19 protein-coding genes and 2 tRNA genes are annotated in these 22,156 nt (G+C 63.0%); 8 read left to right on the forward strand and 13 right to left on the reverse strand.

The window, feature by feature from the left end; genetic code table 11:
• Nucleotides 1–100 precede the first annotated feature (100 nt).
• Nucleotides 101–868, forward strand: coding sequence for a flagellar brake protein (locus PCO31110_RS15980; protein ID WP_010805151.1), 768 nt, complete (start codon nucleotides 101–103; stop codon nucleotides 866–868).
• A 111-nt stretch (nucleotides 869–979) separates the two neighbouring features.
• On the opposite strand, the gene PCO31110_RS15985 is transcribed toward PCO31110_RS15980, so the two are convergent.
• The 7 genes from PCO31110_RS15985 to PCO31110_RS16015 form a co-directional block, all read right to left on the reverse strand.
• Nucleotides 980–2,332, reverse strand: coding sequence for a hemolysin family protein (locus tag PCO31110_RS15985; RefSeq protein ID WP_010805150.1), 1,353 nt, complete (start codon nucleotides 2,330–2,332; stop codon nucleotides 980–982).
• 145 nt (nucleotides 2,333–2,477) lie between these two features.
• Nucleotides 2,478–3,389: a LysR family transcriptional regulator gene (locus PCO31110_RS15990; RefSeq protein ID WP_010805149.1), complete on the reverse strand. Its 912-nt coding sequence runs from the start codon at nucleotides 3,387–3,389 to the stop codon at nucleotides 2,478–2,480.
• A 138-nt stretch (nucleotides 3,390–3,527) separates the two neighbouring features.
• Nucleotides 3,528–4,355 carry a dioxygenase family protein gene (locus tag PCO31110_RS15995; protein ID WP_150690862.1) on the reverse strand — a complete coding sequence of 276 codons (828 nt, stop codon included), beginning with the start codon at nucleotides 4,353–4,355 and terminating at the stop codon, nucleotides 3,528–3,530.
• A 65-nt stretch (nucleotides 4,356–4,420) separates the two neighbouring features.
• Nucleotides 4,421–4,825, reverse strand: coding sequence for a DoxX family protein (locus PCO31110_RS16000; RefSeq protein WP_010805147.1), 405 nt, complete (start codon nucleotides 4,823–4,825; stop codon nucleotides 4,421–4,423).
• 177 nt (nucleotides 4,826–5,002) lie between these two features.
• Entirely contained in the window at nucleotides 5,003–6,253 is a 1,251-nt protein-coding gene (glcF, locus tag PCO31110_RS16005; RefSeq protein WP_150690863.1) for a glycolate oxidase subunit GlcF, read from the reverse strand.
• Between the two features lie 8 nt (nucleotides 6,254–6,261).
• Nucleotides 6,262–7,395 carry a glycolate oxidase subunit GlcE gene (gene glcE, locus PCO31110_RS16010; RefSeq protein ID WP_150690864.1) on the reverse strand — a complete coding sequence of 378 codons (1,134 nt, stop codon included), beginning with the start codon at nucleotides 7,393–7,395 and terminating at the stop codon, nucleotides 6,262–6,264.
• Complete coding sequence (locus tag PCO31110_RS16015) at nucleotides 7,395–8,990, reverse strand: FAD-linked oxidase C-terminal domain-containing protein (RefSeq protein ID WP_246189861.1); 1,596 nt, start codon at nucleotides 8,988–8,990, stop codon at nucleotides 7,395–7,397. The genes glcE and PCO31110_RS16015 overlap by 1 nt, the downstream gene beginning before the upstream one ends.
• Nucleotides 8,991–9,268: 278 nt before the next feature.
• On the opposite strand from PCO31110_RS16015, the gene PCO31110_RS16020 reads away from it, so the two are divergent.
• Nucleotides 9,269–10,075: a FadR/GntR family transcriptional regulator gene (locus PCO31110_RS16020; protein WP_010805143.1), complete on the forward strand. Its 807-nt coding sequence runs from the start codon at nucleotides 9,269–9,271 to the stop codon at nucleotides 10,073–10,075.
• Between the two features lie 997 nt (nucleotides 10,076–11,072).
• Nucleotides 11,073–12,398, forward strand: coding sequence for an oxalate/formate MFS antiporter (oxlT, locus tag PCO31110_RS16025; protein ID WP_010805142.1), 1,326 nt, complete (start codon nucleotides 11,073–11,075; stop codon nucleotides 12,396–12,398).
• A gap of 210 nt (nucleotides 12,399–12,608) precedes the next feature.
• Here the strand turns inward: oxlT and PCO31110_RS16030 are convergent.
• The 3 genes from PCO31110_RS16030 to fdxA all read right to left on the reverse strand — a co-directional run bounded on the left by PCO31110_RS16030 (nucleotide 12,609) and on the right by fdxA (nucleotide 13,274).
• Nucleotides 12,609–12,684 (reverse strand) — tRNA-Asn (locus PCO31110_RS16030).
• A gap of 86 nt (nucleotides 12,685–12,770) precedes the next feature.
• A tRNA-Asn gene (locus PCO31110_RS16035) sits at nucleotides 12,771–12,846 on the reverse strand.
• Between the two features lie 104 nt (nucleotides 12,847–12,950).
• Nucleotides 12,951–13,274 (reverse strand): ferredoxin FdxA, encoded by a 324-nt coding sequence (fdxA, locus tag PCO31110_RS16040; RefSeq protein ID WP_010805257.1) that lies wholly within the window; start codon nucleotides 13,272–13,274, stop codon nucleotides 12,951–12,953.
• A 259-nt stretch (nucleotides 13,275–13,533) separates the two neighbouring features.
• On the opposite strand from fdxA, the gene pncB reads away from it, so the two are divergent.
• From pncB to PCO31110_RS16065, 5 genes are all read left to right on the forward strand, one after another.
• Nucleotides 13,534–14,727, forward strand: coding sequence for a nicotinate phosphoribosyltransferase (pncB, locus tag PCO31110_RS16045; RefSeq protein WP_150690866.1), 1,194 nt, complete (start codon nucleotides 13,534–13,536; stop codon nucleotides 14,725–14,727).
• 206 nt (nucleotides 14,728–14,933) lie between these two features.
• Nucleotides 14,934–15,596, forward strand: coding sequence for a LutC/YkgG family protein (locus PCO31110_RS16050; RefSeq protein WP_150690867.1), 663 nt, complete (start codon nucleotides 14,934–14,936; stop codon nucleotides 15,594–15,596).
• Between the two features lie 245 nt (nucleotides 15,597–15,841).
• Complete coding sequence (locus tag PCO31110_RS16055; RefSeq protein ID WP_150690868.1) at nucleotides 15,842–17,260, forward strand: sodium:proton antiporter; 1,419 nt, start codon at nucleotides 15,842–15,844, stop codon at nucleotides 17,258–17,260.
• A gap of 38 nt (nucleotides 17,261–17,298) precedes the next feature.
• Nucleotides 17,299–18,291: a 2-hydroxyacid dehydrogenase gene (locus PCO31110_RS16060; protein WP_150691039.1), complete on the forward strand. Its 993-nt coding sequence runs from the start codon at nucleotides 17,299–17,301 to the stop codon at nucleotides 18,289–18,291.
• Between the two features lie 109 nt (nucleotides 18,292–18,400).
• A complete protein-coding gene (locus tag PCO31110_RS16065; protein ID WP_174979598.1) occupies nucleotides 18,401–19,867 on the forward strand; it encodes a DNA recombination protein RmuC in 1,467 nt (488 codons plus the stop codon).
• Nucleotides 19,868–19,903: 36 nt separating this feature from the next.
• On the opposite strand, the gene PCO31110_RS16070 is transcribed toward PCO31110_RS16065, so the two are convergent.
• The 3 genes from PCO31110_RS16070 to moeA form a co-directional block, all read right to left on the reverse strand.
• On the reverse strand, nucleotides 19,904–20,389 hold the full coding sequence (locus PCO31110_RS16070) for a GNAT family N-acetyltransferase (RefSeq protein ID WP_010805251.1): 486 nt from the start codon (nucleotides 20,387–20,389) through the stop codon (nucleotides 19,904–19,906).
• A gap of 73 nt (nucleotides 20,390–20,462) precedes the next feature.
• On the reverse strand, nucleotides 20,463–20,747 hold the full coding sequence (locus tag PCO31110_RS16075; RefSeq protein WP_010805250.1) for a hypothetical protein: 285 nt from the start codon (nucleotides 20,745–20,747) through the stop codon (nucleotides 20,463–20,465).
• Between the two features lie 107 nt (nucleotides 20,748–20,854).
• Nucleotides 20,855–22,138 (reverse strand): molybdopterin molybdotransferase MoeA, encoded by a 1,284-nt coding sequence (moeA, locus tag PCO31110_RS16080; protein WP_150690869.1) that lies wholly within the window; start codon nucleotides 22,136–22,138, stop codon nucleotides 20,855–20,857.
• Between the last annotated feature and the right edge of the window lie 18 nt (nucleotides 22,139–22,156).

The raw sequence follows: 22,156 nt of genomic DNA on the forward strand, positions 1-22,156 counted from the left end.
GCGCTGTGATGCCTCAGGGTGTCGTGGGTAGCAAAGGCTTTAATGTGCACGGCTTGCGTGGACTCGCGTGGCTGTCACGGGGACAAATAGAAGATCAGGTATGGAAACGACAGAACCGCAGGTGACACCGGCGCCCACGGACGATGAGTCTCAACTGCATGACTCGTATCGCATCAGCAATCCGCTGGAGATTGGCGGCGTGCTGCGTCATCTGGCGACACGTGGCGATTTCATGACGGTGTACTTCGCGAACGGCCAGCGTCAGCTCGTCACGCGTTTGCTCAAGGTCGAGCCGCAAGCCCGCGGCTTCTATTTCGACTGGGGTGGTATCGAGACCGAGAACCGGGCGTTGCTCGCCAACAGGCGCGCGCTGTTCGTTGGCGTGCCCGAAGGCATTCAGGTGCATTTCCCCATCGGCGATGTGCAAGAGCGCGAGTACGAAGGCTATCCCGCATTTTATTCGTCGTACCCGGAAACGCTCGTGCGCTTGCAGCGCCGCGATTACTTCCGTGTGAATACGCCGATCCTCGATCCGTATCAGTGCACGATCAAATTTCCGGACGATACGCCGATGCGTCTGTCGGTGTTCGATCTTTCGCTCGGAGGCGTGGGTCTGCGTACGAAGTCAGACGTGGCTACCGAGATTCCGAAGGGCTCGATGCTCATGCACGTCGAGATCGAATTGCGCGACTATGGCGCCGTTCAGGTCGACCTGGAAGTGTGTGCCATTCGCAGCGTGCCCCTTGCAAAGGACGTCGAGCATCACATCGGCTGCCGCTTTATCGCGCTGTCTCGCACTGCCGAGTCGCGCCTGCAAAAGCTCATCACACAACTCGAACTCAATCGCAAGGCGTTTGCACGCGGCTGAACGTTTGAGATCGTCTGGTATTCGCCCCGCGCCATCTCACCGATGACACGGGCGAAACCGCAAGGGGGCGGCCCGTGGGGCTGCCCTTTTTGCTTGGCGCTCGCTCAACCATTACTCGTCGCGTTGCTGCGTCGCCGCATCGGATGGCGGCTCGCCACGCGCTTCGCGGACCCCGTCGGGATAGATGCGCACAAGCACGATACGAGGGCCCTGCATCTTCTTGACGACCACGGAGAAACCGTTGAAGTCGATCTTCTGGCCCTCGCGCGGCAGATAGGCCAGGGTATCCATGATCAGGCCCCCCACCGATTCCGCGCGCTCGCTCGGGATATCGATGCCCAGCGCGCGTTCCAGCGTCAGGATGGGTAAGCTGCCGCGTCCGATGAGCGTGCCGTCTTCCATGCGCGTCCAGTCGTCTTCCGTCTGACGGAATTCGTCGCGGATCTTGCCGACCAGCGCGGAGAGCAGGTTGTCCAGCGTGAGGAAGCCGATGGGCTTCTGATCCGGCCATCCCACAATGGCAAAGTGCGGTGCGCCCCGGCGGAAACGGCCGAACAGCTCGCGCGCGGGCATGTCGGGCCGCACGCGCTCGACCGGTCGCGCCATGCTGCCGAGATCCTGGATGGACTGGCCGTGGTGCTCCGCGAGGAACAGATCCTTCAGGTGGACGACACCGAGTACGGTTTCGCCGTCGTTATCGAAGAATGGGTAACGGCTGTAACGGTGGCCATAGGCCGTGTCCATGTTCTGCTCGAAGGTGGCATTACGGCGGAAAGCCGCCACTTCGCTCATCGGATGCATCAGATCGGAGACGGTCAGATCGCTGAAGTCGATGGCATACGCCACCACGTTCCAGTCGTCGCGCGAGAGTTTTTCGCTCGACGCTCCCCGGCGCATGATCAGCTTGATTTCGTCGGCCGAGTAATGGGCGTCGGCACCGTGCGAGGGGTCGAGGCCAGTCCAGCGCAACAAGCGATTGGCACTGTGGTTGAGTACCCAGATCGCGGGGTACATCAGCCAATAGAAGGCGTAGAGCGGTGCCGCCGTCCAGATGGAGACCGCTTCCGGCACGCGCAGCGCCATCGACTTCGGTGCGAGTTCGCCCACAACGATGTGCAGATACGAAATCGTGAAGAACGCGATGAAGAAGGCAAGCGCGTGAATCAGCTCTGCCGAGCTGACGCCCAGTGCGGCAAACAGCGGCGTGAGAATGCGGGCGAAGGCGGGTTCACCGATCCAGCCCAGACCGAGCGAGGCGAGGGTGATGCCGAGCTGGCACGCAGAGAGGTAGGTATCGAGTTTGCCATGTACCTTGGCCAGGATACGGCCGCGCCAACCGCGTTGGCGGGCAATGATCTGAACGCGCGTCTGGCGCAGTTTGACGAGGCCGAATTCCGCCGCCACGAAAAAGCCGTTGAGAAACACCAGCAGGATCGCAGCGACGATCAGTAAAAGGTTTTCCAAAATATATGAAATGGGACAAACAGGCCCGCCAGTATAAGTGACATTTGCCCGAGATAAGAAATAACCGTGAAGTTCCGGTGTTTTGCCGGCCAGTTGCCGGTGAATCACGGGGCTTTCGCGGTGGATGCAGGCAAGTCCGGGTTCGTCAGCGGCGGTCGATCGCCCGCCAGCCGGGCATGGCGAAGGCTTCGACAAGAAAATCGATGAGGGCGCGAACCTTGGCGCTCAGGTATTTGCGCGAGGGATAGACGACGTAGATACCGGTCTCGGCCTGCGTGTAGTCGGGCAGGAATTCAACGAGTTGGCCATTGCGCAGAGCGTCCTGAACGAGAAACGCCGGTTGCAGGAGGATACCGGCGCCGGACACGCCCGCAGCGAGACAGGTGTCCCCGTTATCGGCGATGAGCCTTGCATGCGTGCGCACGGAAACGGGGCCATCGGGACCATCGAAGCGCCATTCTCGGCGGTGGGAAAAGTAGCTATAGCCCACCGTCTCGTGATGGGCGAGTTCGCTTGGGTGCTTCGGCGTGCCGTGTTGCGCGAGGTAGCCCGGCGAGGCGCACAGCACCAGCCGGGTCCCGGCGAGCCGCCGGTGCACGAGCGAAGAATCGGGTAGGCGCGTGATGCGGATCGCAAGATCGTAGCCTTCCTCGACGATATCGACGAGACGATCGCTCAACGTAATATCGAGCGATACCTGCGGGTGCTGCGAGAGGAACGTCGGCCACAGCGGTGCGAGATGGAGCACGCCGAACGTGTGCGGGGCATTGATGCGCAGCGGGCCGGCCGGCATGCCGTCCTGCTCGCCCGCCATGGCGTCGGCCTCGTCGAGTTCCGTGAGGATCTGACGGCAGCGCTCGACGTAGCGCTGACCCGGCTCGGTAAGCGACAGGCGCCGGGTGGTGCGCTGGAGCAAACGCGTGCCCAGACGCGCCTCGAGATCGGCGACGTAACGCGAGATAGCCGTCTTCGAGATGCCCAGCGTTGCTGCGGCTTTCACGAAGCTGCCCGACTCGACCACGGCGATGAAGCACTCGATCTCGCGAAGTTTATTCATGCCGGGGCGGGACTCCTCAGAAATGCGTGTATCGATGCGCCGTCAGGTCTGGCGTTTGGACGACAGGTGAAACGGTCGCCGGTGGCCGGTAGCCGGGCGACGGAGCATGCCTTCGCCTCGCTACCAGCGCCAATGCCGTTATTGTGCCAGCGCATTCACCTCGGCGAGCGTCGGGGCGGCGCTGCCGAACGCGAAGGCATCCATGCGCAGAGCGCCGTAGGTGGCGCCCGTGTCGAAGTGCGTCTGACGCGCGGCGTTGTCGGCCGCGCCCAGCGCGATGTAGAGCGGTAGCAGGTGTTCGTCTGTCGGATGCGCGCGCTCGGCGTGCGGCGCGCGGGCACGGTAGTCGAACAGGGCGTCCAGATCCATCTTGGCGAGATGCTCGGTGAACCACGCGACGAACTCGGCCAGATAGGGGGCTTCCGCGCGATCTTCGGACGGCGCGCGGAACACTTCATGCAGATTGTGCGTGAAGCTGCCCGACGCGACGATGAGCACGCCGTCTTGGGCGAGCGGTGCGAGATGCTGGCCAAGCCGGTAGTGATACTCCGGGCGCATATGGCGTTGCAGCGAGAGTTGCGTGACAGGCACGTCCGCGTCGGGATACAGATAGCTCAGCGGCACCCATGCGCCATGGTCGAGACCCCATTGGTCATCGGTTGCGGCAGGCAGACCCGCATCGCTCAGAATCTGCACCGTACGTTCGGCCAGTGCGGGCGCGCCGGGGGCCGGATATTCCAGCGCATAGAGTTCGCGCGGGAAGCCGCCGAAATCATGAATGGTGCGCTGTTGCGCCAGATTGCCCACGCGCGGTGTCGGCGTCGACCAATGCGGCGAAATCACGAGAATCTCGCGCGGACGCGGCACCGCACGCCCCAACGCCGTCAACAACGGGCCGGTGCGGCCGGGATCGACCGCGAGCAGCGGTGAGCCGTGGGAGACGAAGAGGGTGGGAAGGGCAGACATGGCAATGACTCCGGCAAAAGAACGCTAAAGAACGTGATGAAACGTAACGCAACGCTCGCGGGCGATCACGCGGTGCGCGTACGGCGAATCGCGCAGGCGCCATCCCCGAGCAGGGCGACGACCAGCAGCGCCACCAGCCAGAAGGCCGGGAATTCCCAGCCGCCGCCCTTGTTGGCGAAGACCCAACCGTTGTGGCCGTGGACCGACACGATGGTGCCGAGCATCAGGGCGGCCAGCGGCAACGCGGCCCAACGTGCATAGAAGCCCGTGATCAGCATCAGACCGCCGACGAGTTCCAGCGCCATCGTGACATAGGCGAGCAACGGCGGCAGACCAAGCGAGCCCATGAACCCCACGAAGCCGGGGATGGTGAACACGAACACCTTAAGCGACAGGTGGGCGAGGAAGAGGATGCCCAGCGATACGCGCAGCAGCAGCGCGGCGTATGGGGCGGTTTTGGTATCGATCATGATTGGCTCCGGTAAGAGATCAAGGTAAGGGTCGGCTCAACCATCCACGGGATGATTGACTCACCTTCAATTCTAGGAAGCCTGATCGTGCAGATAAACGCGCCGGTCAGGGATTGATTGTCCCTTCTGCCGGGACAATCAATCGTTGTTGCGGCGCGGTGGTGCTAACGCGGGAACTCAGGCCGAGGCGATCATCCGGTCGAGCAATTCGATCCAGTGCTGCACCGGCGCGTGATCGTGGGCGTGTTCGCCTTTGGCCGTCGCCTGCAAATGGCAGATACAACCGACGTTGGCCGAGACAACCAGCTCGGGATCGAGGGCGTCGAGCGCCTTCCACTTGGCGTCGCGCAACTGATGCGACAGCGCCGGTTGCGTAACCGAATAGGTGCCGGCCGAGCCGCAGCAAATGTGGCTGTCCTGCGGCAGCATGACGTTCACGCCCACGCCCGTGAGCACTTTCTCCACGCCCCCCTTGAGTTGCTGGCCGTGTTGCAGCGTGCAGGGCGGGTGATAGGCCACTTTGCCGGTCTTTCGACTCGGCACAACGCGTTGCAGGGCTTCCAGGTTGTCGAGCAACACTTCCGAGAGGTCGCGCGCCAGTTCGGAGACACGCTGTGCCTTGCCCGCGTATTGCGGATCGTGGCGCAGCAGATGGCCGTATTCCTTGACCGTTGCACCACAGCCTGACGCATTGATCACGATCGCTTGCGCGCCCGCTTCGATCTCAGGCCACCAGGCGTCGATGTTGCGGCGAGCGTCGTCGAGACCGTCGTCGTGATAGTTCAGATGCAGACGGATGGCGCCGCAGCAACCGGCTGCCGCCGGGCGGATCATTTCGATGCCAAGGGCATCGAGTACGCGGGCCGTGGCCTTGTTGACGTTCGGCAGCATGGCCGGTTGCACGCAGCCTTCAAGCATCAGCATGCGGCGTGCGTGCTTGGCCTGGGGCCAACTGCCGGAGCGTTGATGATGCGGCACCTTCTCGCGCAGCGAACGCGGCAGCAGCCCGCGGAATTGCTGGCCCAGACGCAACGCGGGCGAGAACAGGGTGCGGTTGGGGAGTACGCGGGCGAGTGCCCAGCGCAGTGCGCGTTCACCGGCCGGGCGGCCGACCTTGGCGTCGACATGACGGCGGCCGATATCGACAAGGCGGCCGTATTGCACACCCGACGGGCATGTCGATTCGCAACTGCGGCAGGTCAGGCAACGATCCAGGTGACGCTGCGTCTCGCGCGTCACGTTCTGGCCTTCGACCATCTGCTTGATGAGATAGATGCGCCCGCGCGGGCCGTCGAGTTCATCGCCCAGCAACTGATAGGTGGGGCAGGTCGCGGTACAGAATCCGCAATGCACGCATTTGCGGAGAATGGCTTCGGCTTCGTCGCCGTCCGGCGTCTGACGGAGGAATTCTGCGAGGTTCGTTTGCATCGTCTCTATTAGCGGTACAGCCGATGGCGGTTGAAGATGCGGCTCGGATCGAATGCTTGCTGCAGACGTTTGCCGATAGCATGCAGCGCGGCCGGTTGCGGGGTAAAGACCCCGGCCGACTTATCGCCGTGGCGAAACAGCGTAGCATGTCCGCCCACCGCTGCGGCAATTGCGCGGACTTCGGCGGCGCTGCGCGGGGTGATCCACCAGCGTTGTGCGCCCGCCCATTCGATCAGATGTTCGTCGCCGTGCACGAGCGGTGGCGTGGTCGGCGGCACCGAAAGACGCCACAACGGCTGGCCGTCTCCCGTCACAGGCGCGGAGGCGAAAAACGGATGCGTCTGTTCGCGCAGAGCCTGCCAGAAGGTGTGTGCTTCGATGGTGTCGACGTGCTCGCCGCCCATGGCGGTGCGTGCGGCATCGATGGCCGCAGCGGCCCCGCCAAGTCGCACGCTCAATACCCCGTCGTGCCAGACCGATCCCATGAGGGGCAGCGGTTGTCCGCCCCAGCGATTGAGCCGATCGATGGCCTGCGCCTGCGGTAGTTCAAAACGCAGCGTGGTTTCGGCTACCGGGCAGGGCAGCACCTTGATCGAGAGTTCGAGCAGCACGCCGAGCGTGCCGAGCGAGCCGGCGAGCACGCGCGAGACGTCGTAACCTGCGACGTTCTTCATCACCTGTCCGCCAAAATGCAGCACCTGGCCCTGTCCGTTCATGACGACGGCACCCAGGACGAAATCGCGCGGCGCGCCGACATGCGGCCGGCGCGGGCCGGCAAGGCCCGCAGCAATGCAGCCGCCGAGCGTCGCGCCGGGACCGAAGTGCGGCGGCTCGAAGGGCAGGATCTGACCGCGTTCGGCCAGTGCCGCTTCGATCTCCGCGAGCGGCGTGCCCGCACGGGCGGTGATGACGAGTTCGGCCGGATCGTACGAGATGATGCCGCGATACGTGCGCATGTCGAGCGGGTCGCCGTCGGGTGTCTGGCCGTACCAGCGCTTGGTATTGCCGCCCTGAATGTCGAGCGGCGTACCGCTCGCGGTGGCGGCGAGCACGCGCTCGCGAATCGTGGCGAGCGCCTGCGCTGCCGCGTGCGGGGCGGCGTCGTGCAACGGTGCGTGGAGGACTTGCGGGACTTGCGACATCAGAACCTCGGCAAATCGGGGTGGGGCAGCACGCCGCCGCGCACGTGCAGCTTGCCGTACTCGGCGCAGCGGGCGCGCGTGGGGATGGCCTTGTCCGCATTGAGCAGACCGGCCGGATCGAACGCGCGCTTTACCGCGAAAAACGCGTCGCGTTCTTCCGGAGAGAATTGCACGCACATCGCGTTGATCTTCTCGATGCCGACGCCATGCTCGCCGGTGACCGTGCCACCCAACTCCACGCAGGCTTCGAGAATGTCGCAGCCGAATGCTTCGGCACGATGCCACTCGTCGAGATCGTTGCCGTTGAACAGAATCAGCGGGTGCATGTTGCCGTCGCCCGCGTGAAAAACGTTGATACAGCGCAGGCCGTATTGCACTTCCATCGCTTCGATACGCTTGAGCAGTGTGCCGATGGTCCGGCGCGGGATGGTGCCGTCCATGCAGTAGTAGTCCGGCGAGATGCGTCCGGCAGCGGGGAAGGCGTTCTTGCGCCCCGACCAGAAGCGCAGGCGTTCGGCTTCGGAGGCTGACGCCTGAATGCGCGTGGCGCCCGATGCGCGCAGCACCGCCGAGACGCGTGCGATTTCCTCCGCGACTTCTTCCGGCGTGCCGTCGGATTCGCACAGCAGGATCGCCGCCGCGTCGAGGTCGTAGCCCGCGTGGACGAACTCTTCCACGGCTTGCGTGGCCGGTTTGTCCATCATCTCCAGACCTGCCGGGATGATGCCCGCCGCGATGATCGCCGCGACGGCGTTGCCACCCGCTTCCACGTCGTCGAAGCTCGCCATGATGACCTGCTGCACTTGCGGCTTCGGCACGAGCTTCACCGTGATTTCCGTGACGACACAGAACATCCCTTCGCTACCGATGAACACGGACAACAGATCGAGACCCGGCACGTCGAGTGCGTGCGAGCCGAATTCCACGATCTCGCCGTCCATCGTCACTGCACGCACGCGAAGCACGTTGTGCACGGTCAGGCCGTACTTCAGGCAATGCACGCCGCCGGAATTCTCCGAGACATTGCCGCCAATGGTGCAGGCGATTTGCGACGATGGGTCCGGCGCGTAGTAGAGGCCGTAAGGCGCGGCGGCTTCGGAGACGGCGAGGTTGCGTACGCCGGGCTGCACGGTGGCCGTACGGGCGTAAGCGTCGACATCGAGAATGCGCTTGAATCTGGCGAGCGAGAGCACAATGCCGTCGGTGATCGGCATGGCGCCGCCAGACAGGCCGGTGCCCGCGCCGCGCGGTACTACGGGGACGTTGTGTACATGGCACGCCCGCAGAATGCGGCAGACCTGATCCTCGTCGGCAGGCAGCACGACGGCAAGCGGCAGTTTGCGGTAGGCAGCCAGGCCGTCGCATTCGTACGGTGTGATCTGCTCACGGTCGGTGAGCCACTGCACGTCGGGGACGGCGGCACGCAACGCTGCGAGCCGGGCCGTGCGGGTGGCGTCGTCGAGTGTCTCGAAAACGGGCTCGTCTGCAAGCGGGGCTGGCGGTGGCGAGGACGCCGCCGCCGAAGTCGGCGTCGACGGTGAAACCGGCCACTGCGAACTCAGCGACGGGGAAGGGGGCGACGCATGCGATGGCATCAGGCTTGCTCTCGAACGATCGTTGACGTGTAATGTGCCTATCCGGTCTTTTGGTCTACTGGTAGACTGGTCGACCAGTTATCGAATGACGTTATCCTAAAGGGAATGATCTGATTTCGACTAGCGGGTTAACCCTTGGTTTGAAGGGAGTCCACTTGCGATACCGGGCGACGGACCGAGCGGCTGCCCTGAGCGAAGCGTCATCCTGTATCGTGGCGTCTGTGATTTTTCTGTCGAGAGCCCAAGCCGACATGCCGTCCAACGAGTCGTCTCTGCCTATGTCATCCCTACCTGCCAGCGAATCTTCGGGGGCCGTTGCGAGTTTTGTACCGGTCACGCCGCCACCGCGTCTGCGCCTGTCCGACATGGTGTACGAGCAACTGGAGACGATGGTCGTCGAAGGCCGGCTCGCGCCGGGCTCGGCGCTGCCGTCCGAGCGCGATCTTGCGCAGCAGATGGGCGTATCGCGTCCGTCGCTTCGTGAGGCGCTGCTGCGGCTGGAGTCTCGCGGTCTGATCGTGGGGCGCGCCGGTGGCGGCTATCTGGTCGCCAACGCCAGCCAGCCGCTGCTCGCCGAACCGCTGTCGCAATTGATGTCGCGGCACAGCAAGACCGTCGACGACGTTCTCGAGATGCGTGAGGTGCTCGAGGCAAAAGCCGTGGAATTGGCGGCCGAGCGTGCGACGCCCGAAGACATCGCCCGGCTCGCGAAGGCGCTCGACGCGCTTGAGGCGGCGTATGCCGCAAGTCGCGATGGGCTGGACGGCGAGGGCGACGCCAGAGGGCAGTCGCTGCTTACCCGCGTGCCCGAACTCGACGCACACTTTCACCTGGCGCTGGCCGAGGCCACGCACAACCTGGTGCTGGTGCACCTGATGCATGCGATCTTCGAATTGCTGCGCGGATCGGTCGTCGACAATTACCGCGCCATCGTTGGTCACGGTGCCGATCTGGCCGAGTTGATCGGTCAGCATCGCCGCATCTTCAATGCCGTGGCGTCGCACGATGCCAACAGCGCACAGCGTTCGCTGCGCGAACACCTGGCCTTCATCCGCAACAACTCGGGCGACGTCGAGTCAGTCTGACCCCGATTTCTGCTGTCTGACGGTGCCTTCGCAAGCGGGCAAATCGAAGCCGTCAAAACGTCATCGTTTTCCCTGACCCTGCGCCGTGCGGCTACCTGCCGTACAGGCGCGGGCTCGTCTGCGTTGTGGCGTGCAATACCCTTAAACACCGCGAATTCCCTACGTTTGCCGGTTATCGAGCGCTTACCTCGTTCGGCCTGGTACGCGCCGCCAAGCGCTCGTGTCCCTTCCCATGCGAGCGCTCTCGGGTTGACAGTGCCCCGACCATCGACTAATTTTGGAACCATAAAAAATACTTAATTCGATATATTGAATCTTGTATATCAGATTCAAAGCGTTGAATCGGCACTCATCGAGACCTGTGAATCAAACCGGGCAGGCGCCGAGCGGACGCGGCATTCATCGGAGACATCAGTTGGGCAAGCACACATTTCCTTTCGGGCAGGCCTCATGCGACGGTTCCTTCGCATCGTCTGCCCAGTTGCATCCGCCGCTGGCATCCGACGCTGTGGGTCGGGCGCTGCGGTGTTCCTCATCTGCCTGTCGCCCGTTGCGGGCAGGCGATCTGGCGATCACGCGTCCGCGAGGCGCGCCCGCCTGAGTGACGGGACCTGACCTGCGGCGGGTTCACGGGAATCCACCGTGACCCTGATAGCGCAGACCGGTCCGCACTCGAATTCGTCATCCCGTCACCCTTCGGCAGCCGGCAACTTGCCGGCGCGGGCCTGAAAAGCCAGCGTCGCCGCGCCGAAGCGGGGGCCGGAAGTGTCCTTTGGCGCTTCCGCAAGTCAGTCAGCCGGGGCTCAAGCCCTGCGAGCGCGCCGCCAGGCAGCGTTCCGCGATCAAGCGGCCAAGCATGAGCCGCATGTAACGCCAGGAGGCGTGCCGTATCCGCGATTCCCCATGCCGGGACGCGCCACGGCACGCGATGACGGCGGGCACCGCACAACGAGGCGCGGGCCGCCGCCAATCGTCTGACAGGTATAGGAGGCAAGTCATGCAAGCAGCTGCGCAACCGGAGGAGAAGACCTCTTTTCTGGGAGGGCGCTGGTCACAACTGGTGATCGGCATCATTTGTATGGGCCTGGTGGCCAATCTGCAGTATTCGTGGACGCTGTTCGTCGAGCCGATGGAGGCCAAGAACCATTGGGGCATCGCGGCCATCCAGGTGGCGTTCTCGATCTTCATCGTGGTGGAAACCTGGCTGGTGCCGATCGAAGGCTGGCTGGTCGATCGTTTCGGGCCGCGGCCTGTGGTGGCGGGTGGCGCTATCTGTGTGGCGCTGTCGTGGATCATGTACTCCTACGCCGAAACGCTGACGGTGTTGTACACGGCGGCGGTGATTGCCGGTATCGGCGCCGGTTGTGTGTATGGCACCTGTGTGGGGAATGCACTCAAGTGGTTCCCGGACAAGCGCGGTCTGGCCGCCGGTCTGACGGCTGCCGGTTTCGGTGCCGGTGCTGCGATCACGGTCATTCCGATCGCCAACATGATCCGCGAATCGGGCTACGAGGCGGCGTTCTTCAACTTCGGTATCGTGCAGGGCGTGGCGATCTTCATTCTCGCGCTGCTGCTGGTCAAGCCGCGTGCGCCGAAGGGGGTCACCGTATCGCGCCGCAATCTGGCGACGAACGTGGACTACACCTCGGGCCAGATGATTCGCACGCCGGTGTTCTGGGTGATCTACGTCTGCTTCGTTGCGGTGGCTGCTGGCGGTCTGATGGCGACGGCGCAGATCGGGCCGATCGCGAAGGACTACGGTATTGCTTCGATGCCGATGACACTGTTCGGCGCCACGCTGCCGCTGTTGACCATGACGCTGTCGATCGACAACCTGTGCAACGGCTTTACGCGTCCGCTGTGCGGTTTCGTCTCGGACAAGATCGGTCGTGAGAACGCGATGTTTATCATCTTCCTCGGGGAAGGGGTGGCCATGCTCGGTCTGATGCACTTCGGTCAGAACCCGTACATGTTCGTGTTTTTCGCCGCGATGACCTTCCTGTGCTGGGGCGAAATCTTCTCGATTTTCCCGGCGCTGTGTGCGGACACGTTCGGTAGCAAGAATGCGGCGTCCAACGCGGGCACGTTGTATACGGCCAAGGGGACGGCTGCGTTGCTGGTGCCGCTGGCATCCGTGCTTGCCATCGGCGGTCACTGGGATCGTGTGTTCATCGCCGCTGCGGTGATCAGTATCGCGGCGGCGGTGGCGGCGAAGTTCCTGCTTGCCCCGATGCGTCGCCGCTGGATCGAAAGCGTGAACAACAATGAGTTGCAAGCGTCGACGAAACCGCCGGTCGCGATGAGTGCGCCTGCGAGCGAGTAAGTGAGCCGCTGCGTGAGCAGATAAGGCAGCGCGTACGCGCTGTTGGGGAGGTAAGGGAGCGGGGTGCCGGAGACGGCGCCCCGTTTTCATTGGCATGACGCCCCCGACGGACTCGGCCGGGGATACGCAATGCGGGCGATGGTGTCTCATCGCATATCGCCGCCGCGGAAAACAAAAAAGCCTTGCCGATCGGCAAGGCTTTTCGCATTTTGGCTCCTCGACCTGGGCTCGAACCAGGGACCTACGGATTAACAGTCCGGCGCTCTACCAACTGAGCTATCGAGGATCAAACTCGTGTGTCATACATCGCTGTCGTGATGTATCGACTAAAACAAAAGCCCCGCGTGTGCGAGGCCATCGCTTCGGTATTCTTGGCTCCCCGACCTGGGCTCGAACCAGGGACCTACGGATTAACAGTCCGGCGCTCTACCAACTGAGCTATCGGGGATCAAAAGAGAAAGCGATTATAGAGGCGATTTTTGCACGCTGTCAACACCAGGCGCGCATTTTTTCTGCATCAAGGAGGCGAACTTCGCCACTAACGCTCGTGGTTCAGCGCTCGAGCAGATGCAGCTTCTCGGTGACGTCTTTCCACTGATCCGCATCGGGCAGCGACGGCTTGGTCTTCGTGATGCTCGGCCAGTTCGGCGAGAGTTCTGCGTTGAGTGCGATGAAGGCTTGCTGATCGCCCGGCACGTCCTCTTCGGCATAAATGGCGTTCACCGGGCACTCGGCCACGCAGACGGCGCAATCGATGCACTCGTCCGGGTCGATTGCCAGGAAGTTCGGGCCTTCGCGGAAGCAGTCCACGGGGCAAACGTCCACACAGTCGGTGAATTTACATTTGATGCAGCTTTCGGTGACAACGTGCGTCATGCCAACTCCAGAGTAGGGCGCGAAACGGCTTCGAACGGCCGTTAAAACGCGTATTGTAACGCAGCCCGCCGCAGCAGGGGCGAGAGCCGAAAGGCGGCCGGAGCAAGGCGTCCCGCCATTGCGCATTCCGCGGGGATACCATGGGTGACACCGCTTTGCGGTACGATGTTTGCTGTTCCCGTGCGCTGCCGAATGGCCCATTGGCCGATCGGTCGTGTTCGCTGCTTTCTCGTGAGTGCTCCTTCCCGAGCCTGTCGTCATGATCATCACCTCGCTGCTCGATACCGATCTCTACAAGTTCACGATGATGCAGGTGGTGCTGCATCATTTTCCTGCTGCGCAGGTGGAGTACCGCTTCAAGTGCCGTACCGAAGGTGTCGACCTGACACCCTATGTCGAAGAAATTCGAGACGAGATCCGGTTGCTGTGCGGATTGCGCTTTACCGAGTCGGAATTGGGTTATCTCGGTGCGATGCGCTTCATCAAGAGCGATTTCGTCGACTTTCTCGACCTGTTCCATCTGAACGAGAAGTACATCACGGTGCAGCCGTCGACGAAGGGCAACGGTGAGATCGACATCACGATTCGCGGCCCTTGGCTACACACGATCCTGTTTGAGATCCCGGTACTCGCGATCGTCAACGAAGTGTATTTCCGCAATACGCAGCGCACGCCGGCGTATCAGGAAGGCCGTCTACGGTTGCGCGACAAGATCTGCATGCTTGCCGAGCGCGTGGATTATCGCGAGTGCAAGATCGCCGATTACGGTACGCGCCGCCGCTTCTCGAAGGAGTGGCACGAGGAGGTGATTCTCACGTTGCGCGACGAACTGGGTGAACAGTTCGCGGGCACGAGCAACGTGTATTACGCGTCGAAGCTCGGCCTTACGCCGCTCGGCACGATGGCGCATGAGTATCTTCAGGCGTGTCAGGCGCTCGGCCCGCGTCTGCGCGATTCGCAGATCTTCGGCTTCGAGACCTGGGCGAAGGAGTACCGTGGCGATCTGGGTATTGCACTCTCGGATGTGTACGGCATGTCTGCCTTCCTGCGCGACTTCGACATGTACTTCTGCAAGCTCTTCGACGGGGCGCGCCACGATTCGGGCGATCCGTTTGCGTGGGGCGAACGACTGCTGGAGCACTATGCGCAGAACCGCGTCGATGCGCATACCAAGACGATGATCTTCTCGGACGGTCTCGATATTCCGAAGGTCCTTCAGCTTTTCGAGCGGTTTCGCGATCGCTGCAAACTGGCGTTCGGTGTGGGAACGAACCTCACGAACGACCTTGGCTATCAACCGCTGCAGATCGTCATCAAGATGGTGCGCTGCAACGGCCAGCCAGTGGCAAAGCTGTCGGATTCGCCAGGCAAGAACATGTGCGACGACGATGCGTATCTGGCCTATCTGCGTCAGGTTTTCGAGATCGCGCCGGAACCGGCGGCCCTTGCCTGACGCTGCGTAACGCGTTGATTCGTACTAGCGGCCGTGTTGTCCGAACGACGGGACAGACCATTCCGATAATGTGCGAACGTCCGTCGTGCGGGCTGGGGCAGCCGCTATAATTGCGCATCGCCCGCCGGACTTGCACCGGCGGCTTCGAGAGACGATAAGTGACGATGCCGGCGGCAGACCGCGCGTCGGCTTCACAAGGACAGCCCATGGATACCTCCGACGCCCGCAATCGCATCTTTGCCCGCATTCGTCACGCACAGCATCGTCCCGATGTGGCGCGCGCAAACGAGCAGGCTGCGGCCGAGGAATATCTGGCGCGGCATCCGCAAGGGCCGCGTCCGGCACTGTCCGTCAATCTCATTGGCACGTTCATTGGCAAGGCGGAAGCGCTGTCGACCACGATCACGCGCGTGCCGGGCATGAGCGATGTCCCCGCTGCCGCCGCGACCTATCTGCAGGCCAACGGTCTCACCATGCAGGCCGTCGCGTGGCCGACGTTGCGTGAACTCGATTGGACGGCGGCAGGCTGCCAAGTGGCATTCCGCAAGCCGCATGGCGACGATCTGGTGGGCATCACGGGGTGTTTTTGTGCCATTGCAGAGACCGGGGCGCTGATGATGATGTCCGGGCCGGAAACGTTTGCTTCGGCCACGCTGCTGCCCGAGACTCACATCGCCATCGTGCCTGCCTCGCGCATTGTCGCCGGCCATGAAGACGGTTTCGCCCTCATGCGCAGCGAGCGAGGTCAACTCTCGCGTGCGACCAATTTCATTGCCGGACCTTCGCGTACCGCCGATATCGAACAAACATTGGTGTTGGGCGCTCATGGTCCCTACCGCGTTCATCTCATCATCGTCGACGGCGCCTGACTCGGGACGCACCCGCCACGTCTGGCGACGCCAGTCCGATACCGACAGTCGCCACCCGCCGCGCAGGCTTCGACTCGCGGCGGCGCGCCGTCCTTCGAGAATCAACTGAGGACTTGGGTCTTCGGTTTGCCGGGTGGTACGTAGATTTTGTATGGGAAATCTCCCAAGCTGGTGTTGCTTGGGGCACTCGGCCGCTAACGTCGACTCGTAAGGAGTTGACCATCAATCAACAGGAACCATAAACAATGCTTAAGCGGATTTGGGGCGCCCTGATTGCGGCGGGGCTGGCATTGGCGAGTCCTGCGGCGTTTGCTGCGGGACCGGACGGCGCACAACTCGTCGCCTGGTGGGGCGTGCCGTTTGCAGGGCTGTTGCTCTCGATCGCGCTCGGGCCGTTGCTCGTGCCCGCGTTCTGGCATCACCACTTCGGCAAGATTGCGGCGTTCTGGGGCGCAGCGTTTCTGCTGCCCTTCGCGCTCGTGTTCGGCGCCGGTGCCGCGTGGCACGGCGCGGTGCATGCCGTGGTCGCGGAATTCATCCCATTCGTCGTACTGCTCACGGCGCTGTTCACGACGGCCGGCGGCATTTGTGTTCACGGCAAACTGCGAGGCGGGGCGTGGCTCAACACCGGGCTGCTGACGCTGGGTACGGTGCTGGCGAGCATCATGGGGACGACGGGCGCGGCCATGCTGCTGATTCGTCCGCTCATCCGCGCGAACGACAATCGCAAGCACAACGTGCACGTTGTGGTGTTCTTCATTTTCCTCGTAGCGAATGCCGGGGGCTCGCTCACGCCGCTGGGCGATCCGCCGCTCTTCCTCGGCTTCCTGCAAGGGGTGGATTTCTTCTGGACGGCCGCTTACCTCTGGCCCGAGACGCTGTTCATCTGCGCTGTGCTGCTGGGGCTGTTCTTCTTGATCGACAGCTATTACTTCCGCCAGAAGGGCGAGCGTCGGGTCGAAGCACAGGACCCGGCACCGCATGTCGAGCCGCTGCGACTTGAGGGCAAGCGCAATTTCGTACTGCTCGCCGCCGCCGTGGGGCTGGTGCTGATGAGCGGGATCTGGAAGCCGGGCGTCGAGTTCGACGTCTTCGGGACGCCTGTCGCACTGCAAAACATCGCGCGTGACGTGGGATTGATCGTAGTGACGTTGATGTCGCTGGCGATAACACCGCGCACGGCGCGTGAAGGCAACGACTTCAACTGGGAGCCGATGAAGGAAGTCGCCAAGCTGTTCGCTGGCATCTTCCTGACGATCATTCCGGTGGTGGCCATCTTGCGTGCGGGCGAAGCCGGCGCACTCGGCTGGGTGATCCGTCTGGTGACTGGGCCGGACGGTGCGCCGGACAACGTCATGTATTTCTGGGCGACGGGTTTGCTCTCGTCATTCCTTGATAATGCGCCGACGTATCTGGTGTTCTTCAATACAGCAGGCGGCGACGCGGCAACGCTGATGACTTCTGGGGCGGCCACGCTGGCGGCGATTTCGGCGGGGGCGGTGTTCATGGGCGCCAACACCTACATCGGCAATGCACCGAACTTCATGGTGAAGGCCATCGCAGAGCAACGCGGCGTTCGCATGCCGAGCTTCTTTGGTTATATGCTGTGGTCGGGCGCGATTCTGCTGCCGCTGTTCGTCGTGACGACCCTGATATTCTTCTGAGCCGCGACATTGCCACGCGGTCAACCTCTGCGAGACAACTGGTGAAACCGAAGATCCTGGTAGCCCGAGCTATTTTTCCTGATGTCATCGAGCGTCTGGCGCAGTATTTCGATGTCGAGCGCAACGACACCGACACGGTGTATTCGCCTGACGAACTGCGCGCGCGTCTGGCCGACAAGGCTGGCGCCATCACCACGGCGAGTGAGCGCATCAATGCGTCGGTGCTCGCCGGTGCGCCGCATCTGCGTGTGGTGGCCAATATGGCCGTGGGCTACAACAACTTCGATATCGACGCCATGACCGCCGCCGGCGTCATGGCGACGAACACCCCCGACGTTCTCAACGAGACGACAGCCGACTTTGGCTGGGCCTTGTTGATGGCAACGGCGCGTCGTGTGACCGAGTCGGAGCGCTGGCTGCGCGAAGGACATTGGGATAAGTGGGCCTACGACATGTTCCTGGGCGCGGACGTGCATGGCAGCACGCTGGGCATCATCGGCATGGGACGCATCGGACAAGCCATTGCGCGCCGTGCGATGGGGTTCAACATGCGCGTGGTGTATCACAATCGCTCGCGTCTCGATGCCGCGACGGAAGCGGCTTGCAAGGCAAGCTACGTGGACAAGGACACACTGCTGCGCACGGCGGATCACGTCATCCTGGTGTTGCCGTATTCGGCCGCGACACATCACACGATCGGCGCGGCGGAGCTGGCCACCATGAAACCGACGGCCACGCTGGTCAATCTGGCGCGGGGCGGCATCGTCGACGATGCCGCACTCGCCGCAGCCCTTACGAACCGGCAGATTGCGGCGGCGGGGCTCGATGTCTTCGAGGGGGAGCCGAAGGTGCATCCCGACTTGCTGAAGGTGTCGAATATCGTGCTGACGCCGCATATCGCGAGCGCATCGGCGGCAACGCGTCGTGGTATGGCGAGTCTGGCGGCCGACAATCTGATTGCGGCGCTGGGATTCGGCGCGGCGGCGGGCAAACCGCCGTGTCTGCTGAATCCCGCGGCACGCAAGTCATAACGCGCCGCCACAGCAGTCGTCATGATCGTTACGATCGTCATGGCCAACTACGGCATACGGTAAGTTCTGGAAGCAGGATCGGCAGGCGTCAACGGGAGGTCGCAACGCGATGGTGGAGATGGTGTTGGTAGCGCTTGCAGCGCTGAATCTGTTGGTGATGATTGCGATTGCGGTGAAGGTCTGGCAGCGCAATGGCGATACGTCGCTGCGCGAGACACTCGTTGGCTCGCTCACTCAGGTGCGGGACGACTTGTTGCAAGCGGCCGATCGCAGTGAGCGCGGGCTGCGTCAGGAGTTCGCGGAAATCGCGCGCGCCGGACGCGGCGAACAGAGCGCGCAAATGGCGCAATTCCAGCAGACGCTGGCGGCGCAAATGACCAGCGTGGCCACGGTACAGAACAATCAGATCGATGGCTTTGCGCAGCAACTGGCGAAGCTGACCGAGTCCAACGCGGCACAGCTTGAGGCGGTGCGCCAGAGTCTGGTGCTCAATGGACAGCAGATGCGAGAGGAGCAGACGTCGGCGCTACGTCGCTTCGGCGAAGCCCAGCATCAGCAACTCACGCAACTCGCGGAAGGCAACGAGCGGCGGCTGGCGGAAGTGCGCGCTACGCTCGAGCAGAAGCTCAAGGACATCGAGGTCAACAACGCGACCAAGCTCGAAGAGATGCGCCGCACCGTCGACGAGAAGCTGCATGCCACGCTGGAACAGCGGCTCGGCGAGTCGTTCAAGCTGGTTTCGGATCGTCTGGAGCAAGTGCATCGCGGTTTGGGCGAGATGCAGACGCTCGCCGCCGGTGTGGGCGATCTGAAGCGCGTGCTGACCAACGTGAAGACGCGAGGCATCTGGGGGGAAGTGCAGTTGCAGGCATTGCTCGAACAATTGCTGACACCCGATCAGTTCGCCAAGAACGTGGCGACCAAGCCGGGCAGTGCCGAGCGGGTGGAATTCGCGATTGCGCTGCCGGGACAGAGCAGCGACAGCAACACACCGGTCTGGTTGCCCATCGACGCGAAGTTTCCGCGTGAGGACTACGAGCGTCTGCTCGACGCGCAGGAGCGTGCGGACCCGGTGGCTGTGGAAGAGGCATCGAAGGCGTTGGAGACCCGCATCCGTCTGGAAGCGAAGACCATCGCCGACAAGTATCTCGCCCCACCGCACACGACCGACTTTGCGCTGCTGTTCCTGCCGACGGAAGGGCTCTACGCCGAAGTGCTGCGGCGTCCGGGGCTCTCGGATCTGCTGCAACGCGAGTATCGTGTGACCGTGGCAGGCCCGACAACATTGACCGCTCTGCTCAACAGTCTGCAGATGGGCTTCCGCACGCTTGCCATCGAACGTCGTTCCAGCGAAGTCTGGCAGGTGCTTGGCGCGGTGAAGACCGAATTCACCAAGTTCGGCGACGTACTTGCCAAGACCAAAGCGCAACTGGAGACGGTGACTCGCTCCATCGACAAGGCGGAGGTGCGCACGCGCGCGATGGCGCGTCAGCTCAAGGCCGTGGAGGCGCTGCCCGGTGAGCAGGCCGTCGAACTGCTGGGTGCGGAGTTGGAGAACGACGAAGAAGAGGCGTGAGCGGCAGAGCGCTCACGCTGGCGGCGGCCGAGATGCTTATTCGCCGCCCTTGGCGAAACGGTCGAGCGCCTCGCCCGTCATGCGCACCACGCGCCAATCGGGCAACACCGTCGCGCCTTGCGACGCGTAGAAGTCGATAGCTGGCTGATTCCAGTCGAGTACCGTCCATTCGAAGCGCCCGCATTGCCGTTCTACGGCAATGCGGGCGAGTTGGCGTAGCAACGCCTGTCCTACACCTTTGCCGCGTACGGATGGCTGTACGTAGACGTCTTCGAGGTACAGACCGCGCCGGCCGAGAAACGTCGAGAAGTTGTGGAAGTACAGTGCGTAGCCGACCGCATTGCCGTCCCATTCCGCCATAAGGCACTCAGCCGCCGGAGCGTTCCCAAACAACGCTTCGTGCACGCTATCAGGCGTGGCTTCGAAAATATCGAGCAACTTCTCGTAGACAGCCAGTTCGCGCATCAGGTGGTAGATCGCGCCGACATCATCGGCGGTGGCGGCACGCAGGGTCAGGGACATGGGAGCAAAAGAATGAGAGGCGGGGCTGTCTCCGGCAAAATACGCCGAATGTCAGCCACCGCAGGTGCGAGAATCAGTATTCTTCTTCGGGGACGTCGCTCAGCGCGACTTCGATGCCGCCAAATCGTTCAGCCACCCAGTTGTAGGCGTGACAGGCGATCCAGAGCAGCACGAAGCCGACGATGGCGTTGAGGATCAGCGCCGAAATGAACGCGAGGCCCGGCAGGTCGCCATAGCGGATGAATGCCGCCAGGAAGGCGAGCAGCACCAGCGGAATACTGAAAGTGAGATAGACCAGCACCAGCGCTTTGGCCGTCTGGCCGGGACTGATGTAGGTGATCTGTTTTTTCGTTGTCATTGACGTGTGTGCTTTTGGTTTGTTGCCGTCATCGTCGAAGCGCCAACGCCGGCGATATAGTGCTATTTCGTTGCTTCGGTTTTTGGGTATCGGGAGCGGTGTTCGCGCTAAACCAGTCCGTCGAACACAATGACGTCGACCAGTTCGCCTGCCGCCACGTCGCCGCGTGCGGCGCCCAGCGCGACGAAGCAGTTGGCTTCGCTCATCGTGCGCAGAATGCCGGCGCTTTGCGCATCGGCGACCGTGACCTGCCAGCGGCCCTGTGCGTCGGCGGCGAGAATACCGCGCAGGAAGTCGGTGCGGCCGGGACGTTTGGCAATGGCCGTTGTCGTTGGTACGGGCAAGCTCGGTGTGGCTTGCGGCTCGGCCCCCATCAGTGCGAACAGACCATCGCGAACCAGGTGATAGAACGACGCCATCACGGCTGCCGGATTACCCGGCAGCCCGAAGAGCAGCGCGCGTTGACCGTCGCTCTCGAGTTCGCCGAAAGCGAACGGGCGGCCCGGGCGCATCGCCATCTTCCAGAACACCACGTTGCCAAGGCGCGCCATCATCTCGCGCGTGAAATCGGCTTCACCGACAGAGACCCCGCCTGACGTAATGACGGCATCGGCCTCGCGGCAAGCGGTGCGCAGCGTGTCTTCAATCGCCTGCGGATCGTCCCGTACCACACCCAGATCGAGCACTTCGACACCCAGCCGTTGCAGCATGCCAAAGAGCGTGTAGCGGTTGCTGTCGTACAGATTGCCCGGTGCGAGCGGTTCGCCGACAGAGCGGAGTTCGTCGCCCGTCGAGAAGAACGCCACGCGAATGCGACGGCGTACGGGCACTTCGGCAATCCCCAGCGACGCGAGCAGCCCGAGGGCCGCCGGGCGCAGACGTTTGCCGGCATGCAACGCCGCATGGCCTGTGCTCAGATCTTCACCGACATGGCGCACATGGCGACCAGCGGTGACGGCATTGGCTGCAAAGGAGATAACTTCGGTGTCGCCTTCGCGACGTACCTGTTCCTGAGGAATGACGGTGTCGCATCCGGCGGGCAACAGCGCACCGGTCATGATGCGCACGCATTCCCCCGGTGCCGCCACGCCATCGAACGGATGGCCGGCGAAAGAGCGGCCTGCCACGCGCAGGCGCACCTCGCCGCCAGCGGCCAGCGCGCTGCCGGCGAAGGCATAACCATCCATGGCGGCATTGTCGAAAGCGGGGACGTCGAGCGGCGAAATGACGTCGCGCCCGAGTACGCGGCCCAGTGCACTGCGTACGGCGACCTGCTCGATGGCCGACACCGGACGCGCGGTGCGCACAATGATGGCACGCGCCAATTCGACCGGCATGTCGTTGGGGTCGTAGTCCGGCAAGCCGGCCAAGGCGTCGTCTAGTGTTGTCATCGGTGTGGCGTCGTCATC

Source organism: Pandoraea communis (genome assembly GCF_902459745.1).
In the GTDB taxonomy this organism is placed as follows: domain Bacteria; phylum Pseudomonadota; class Gammaproteobacteria; order Burkholderiales; family Burkholderiaceae; genus Pandoraea; species Pandoraea communis.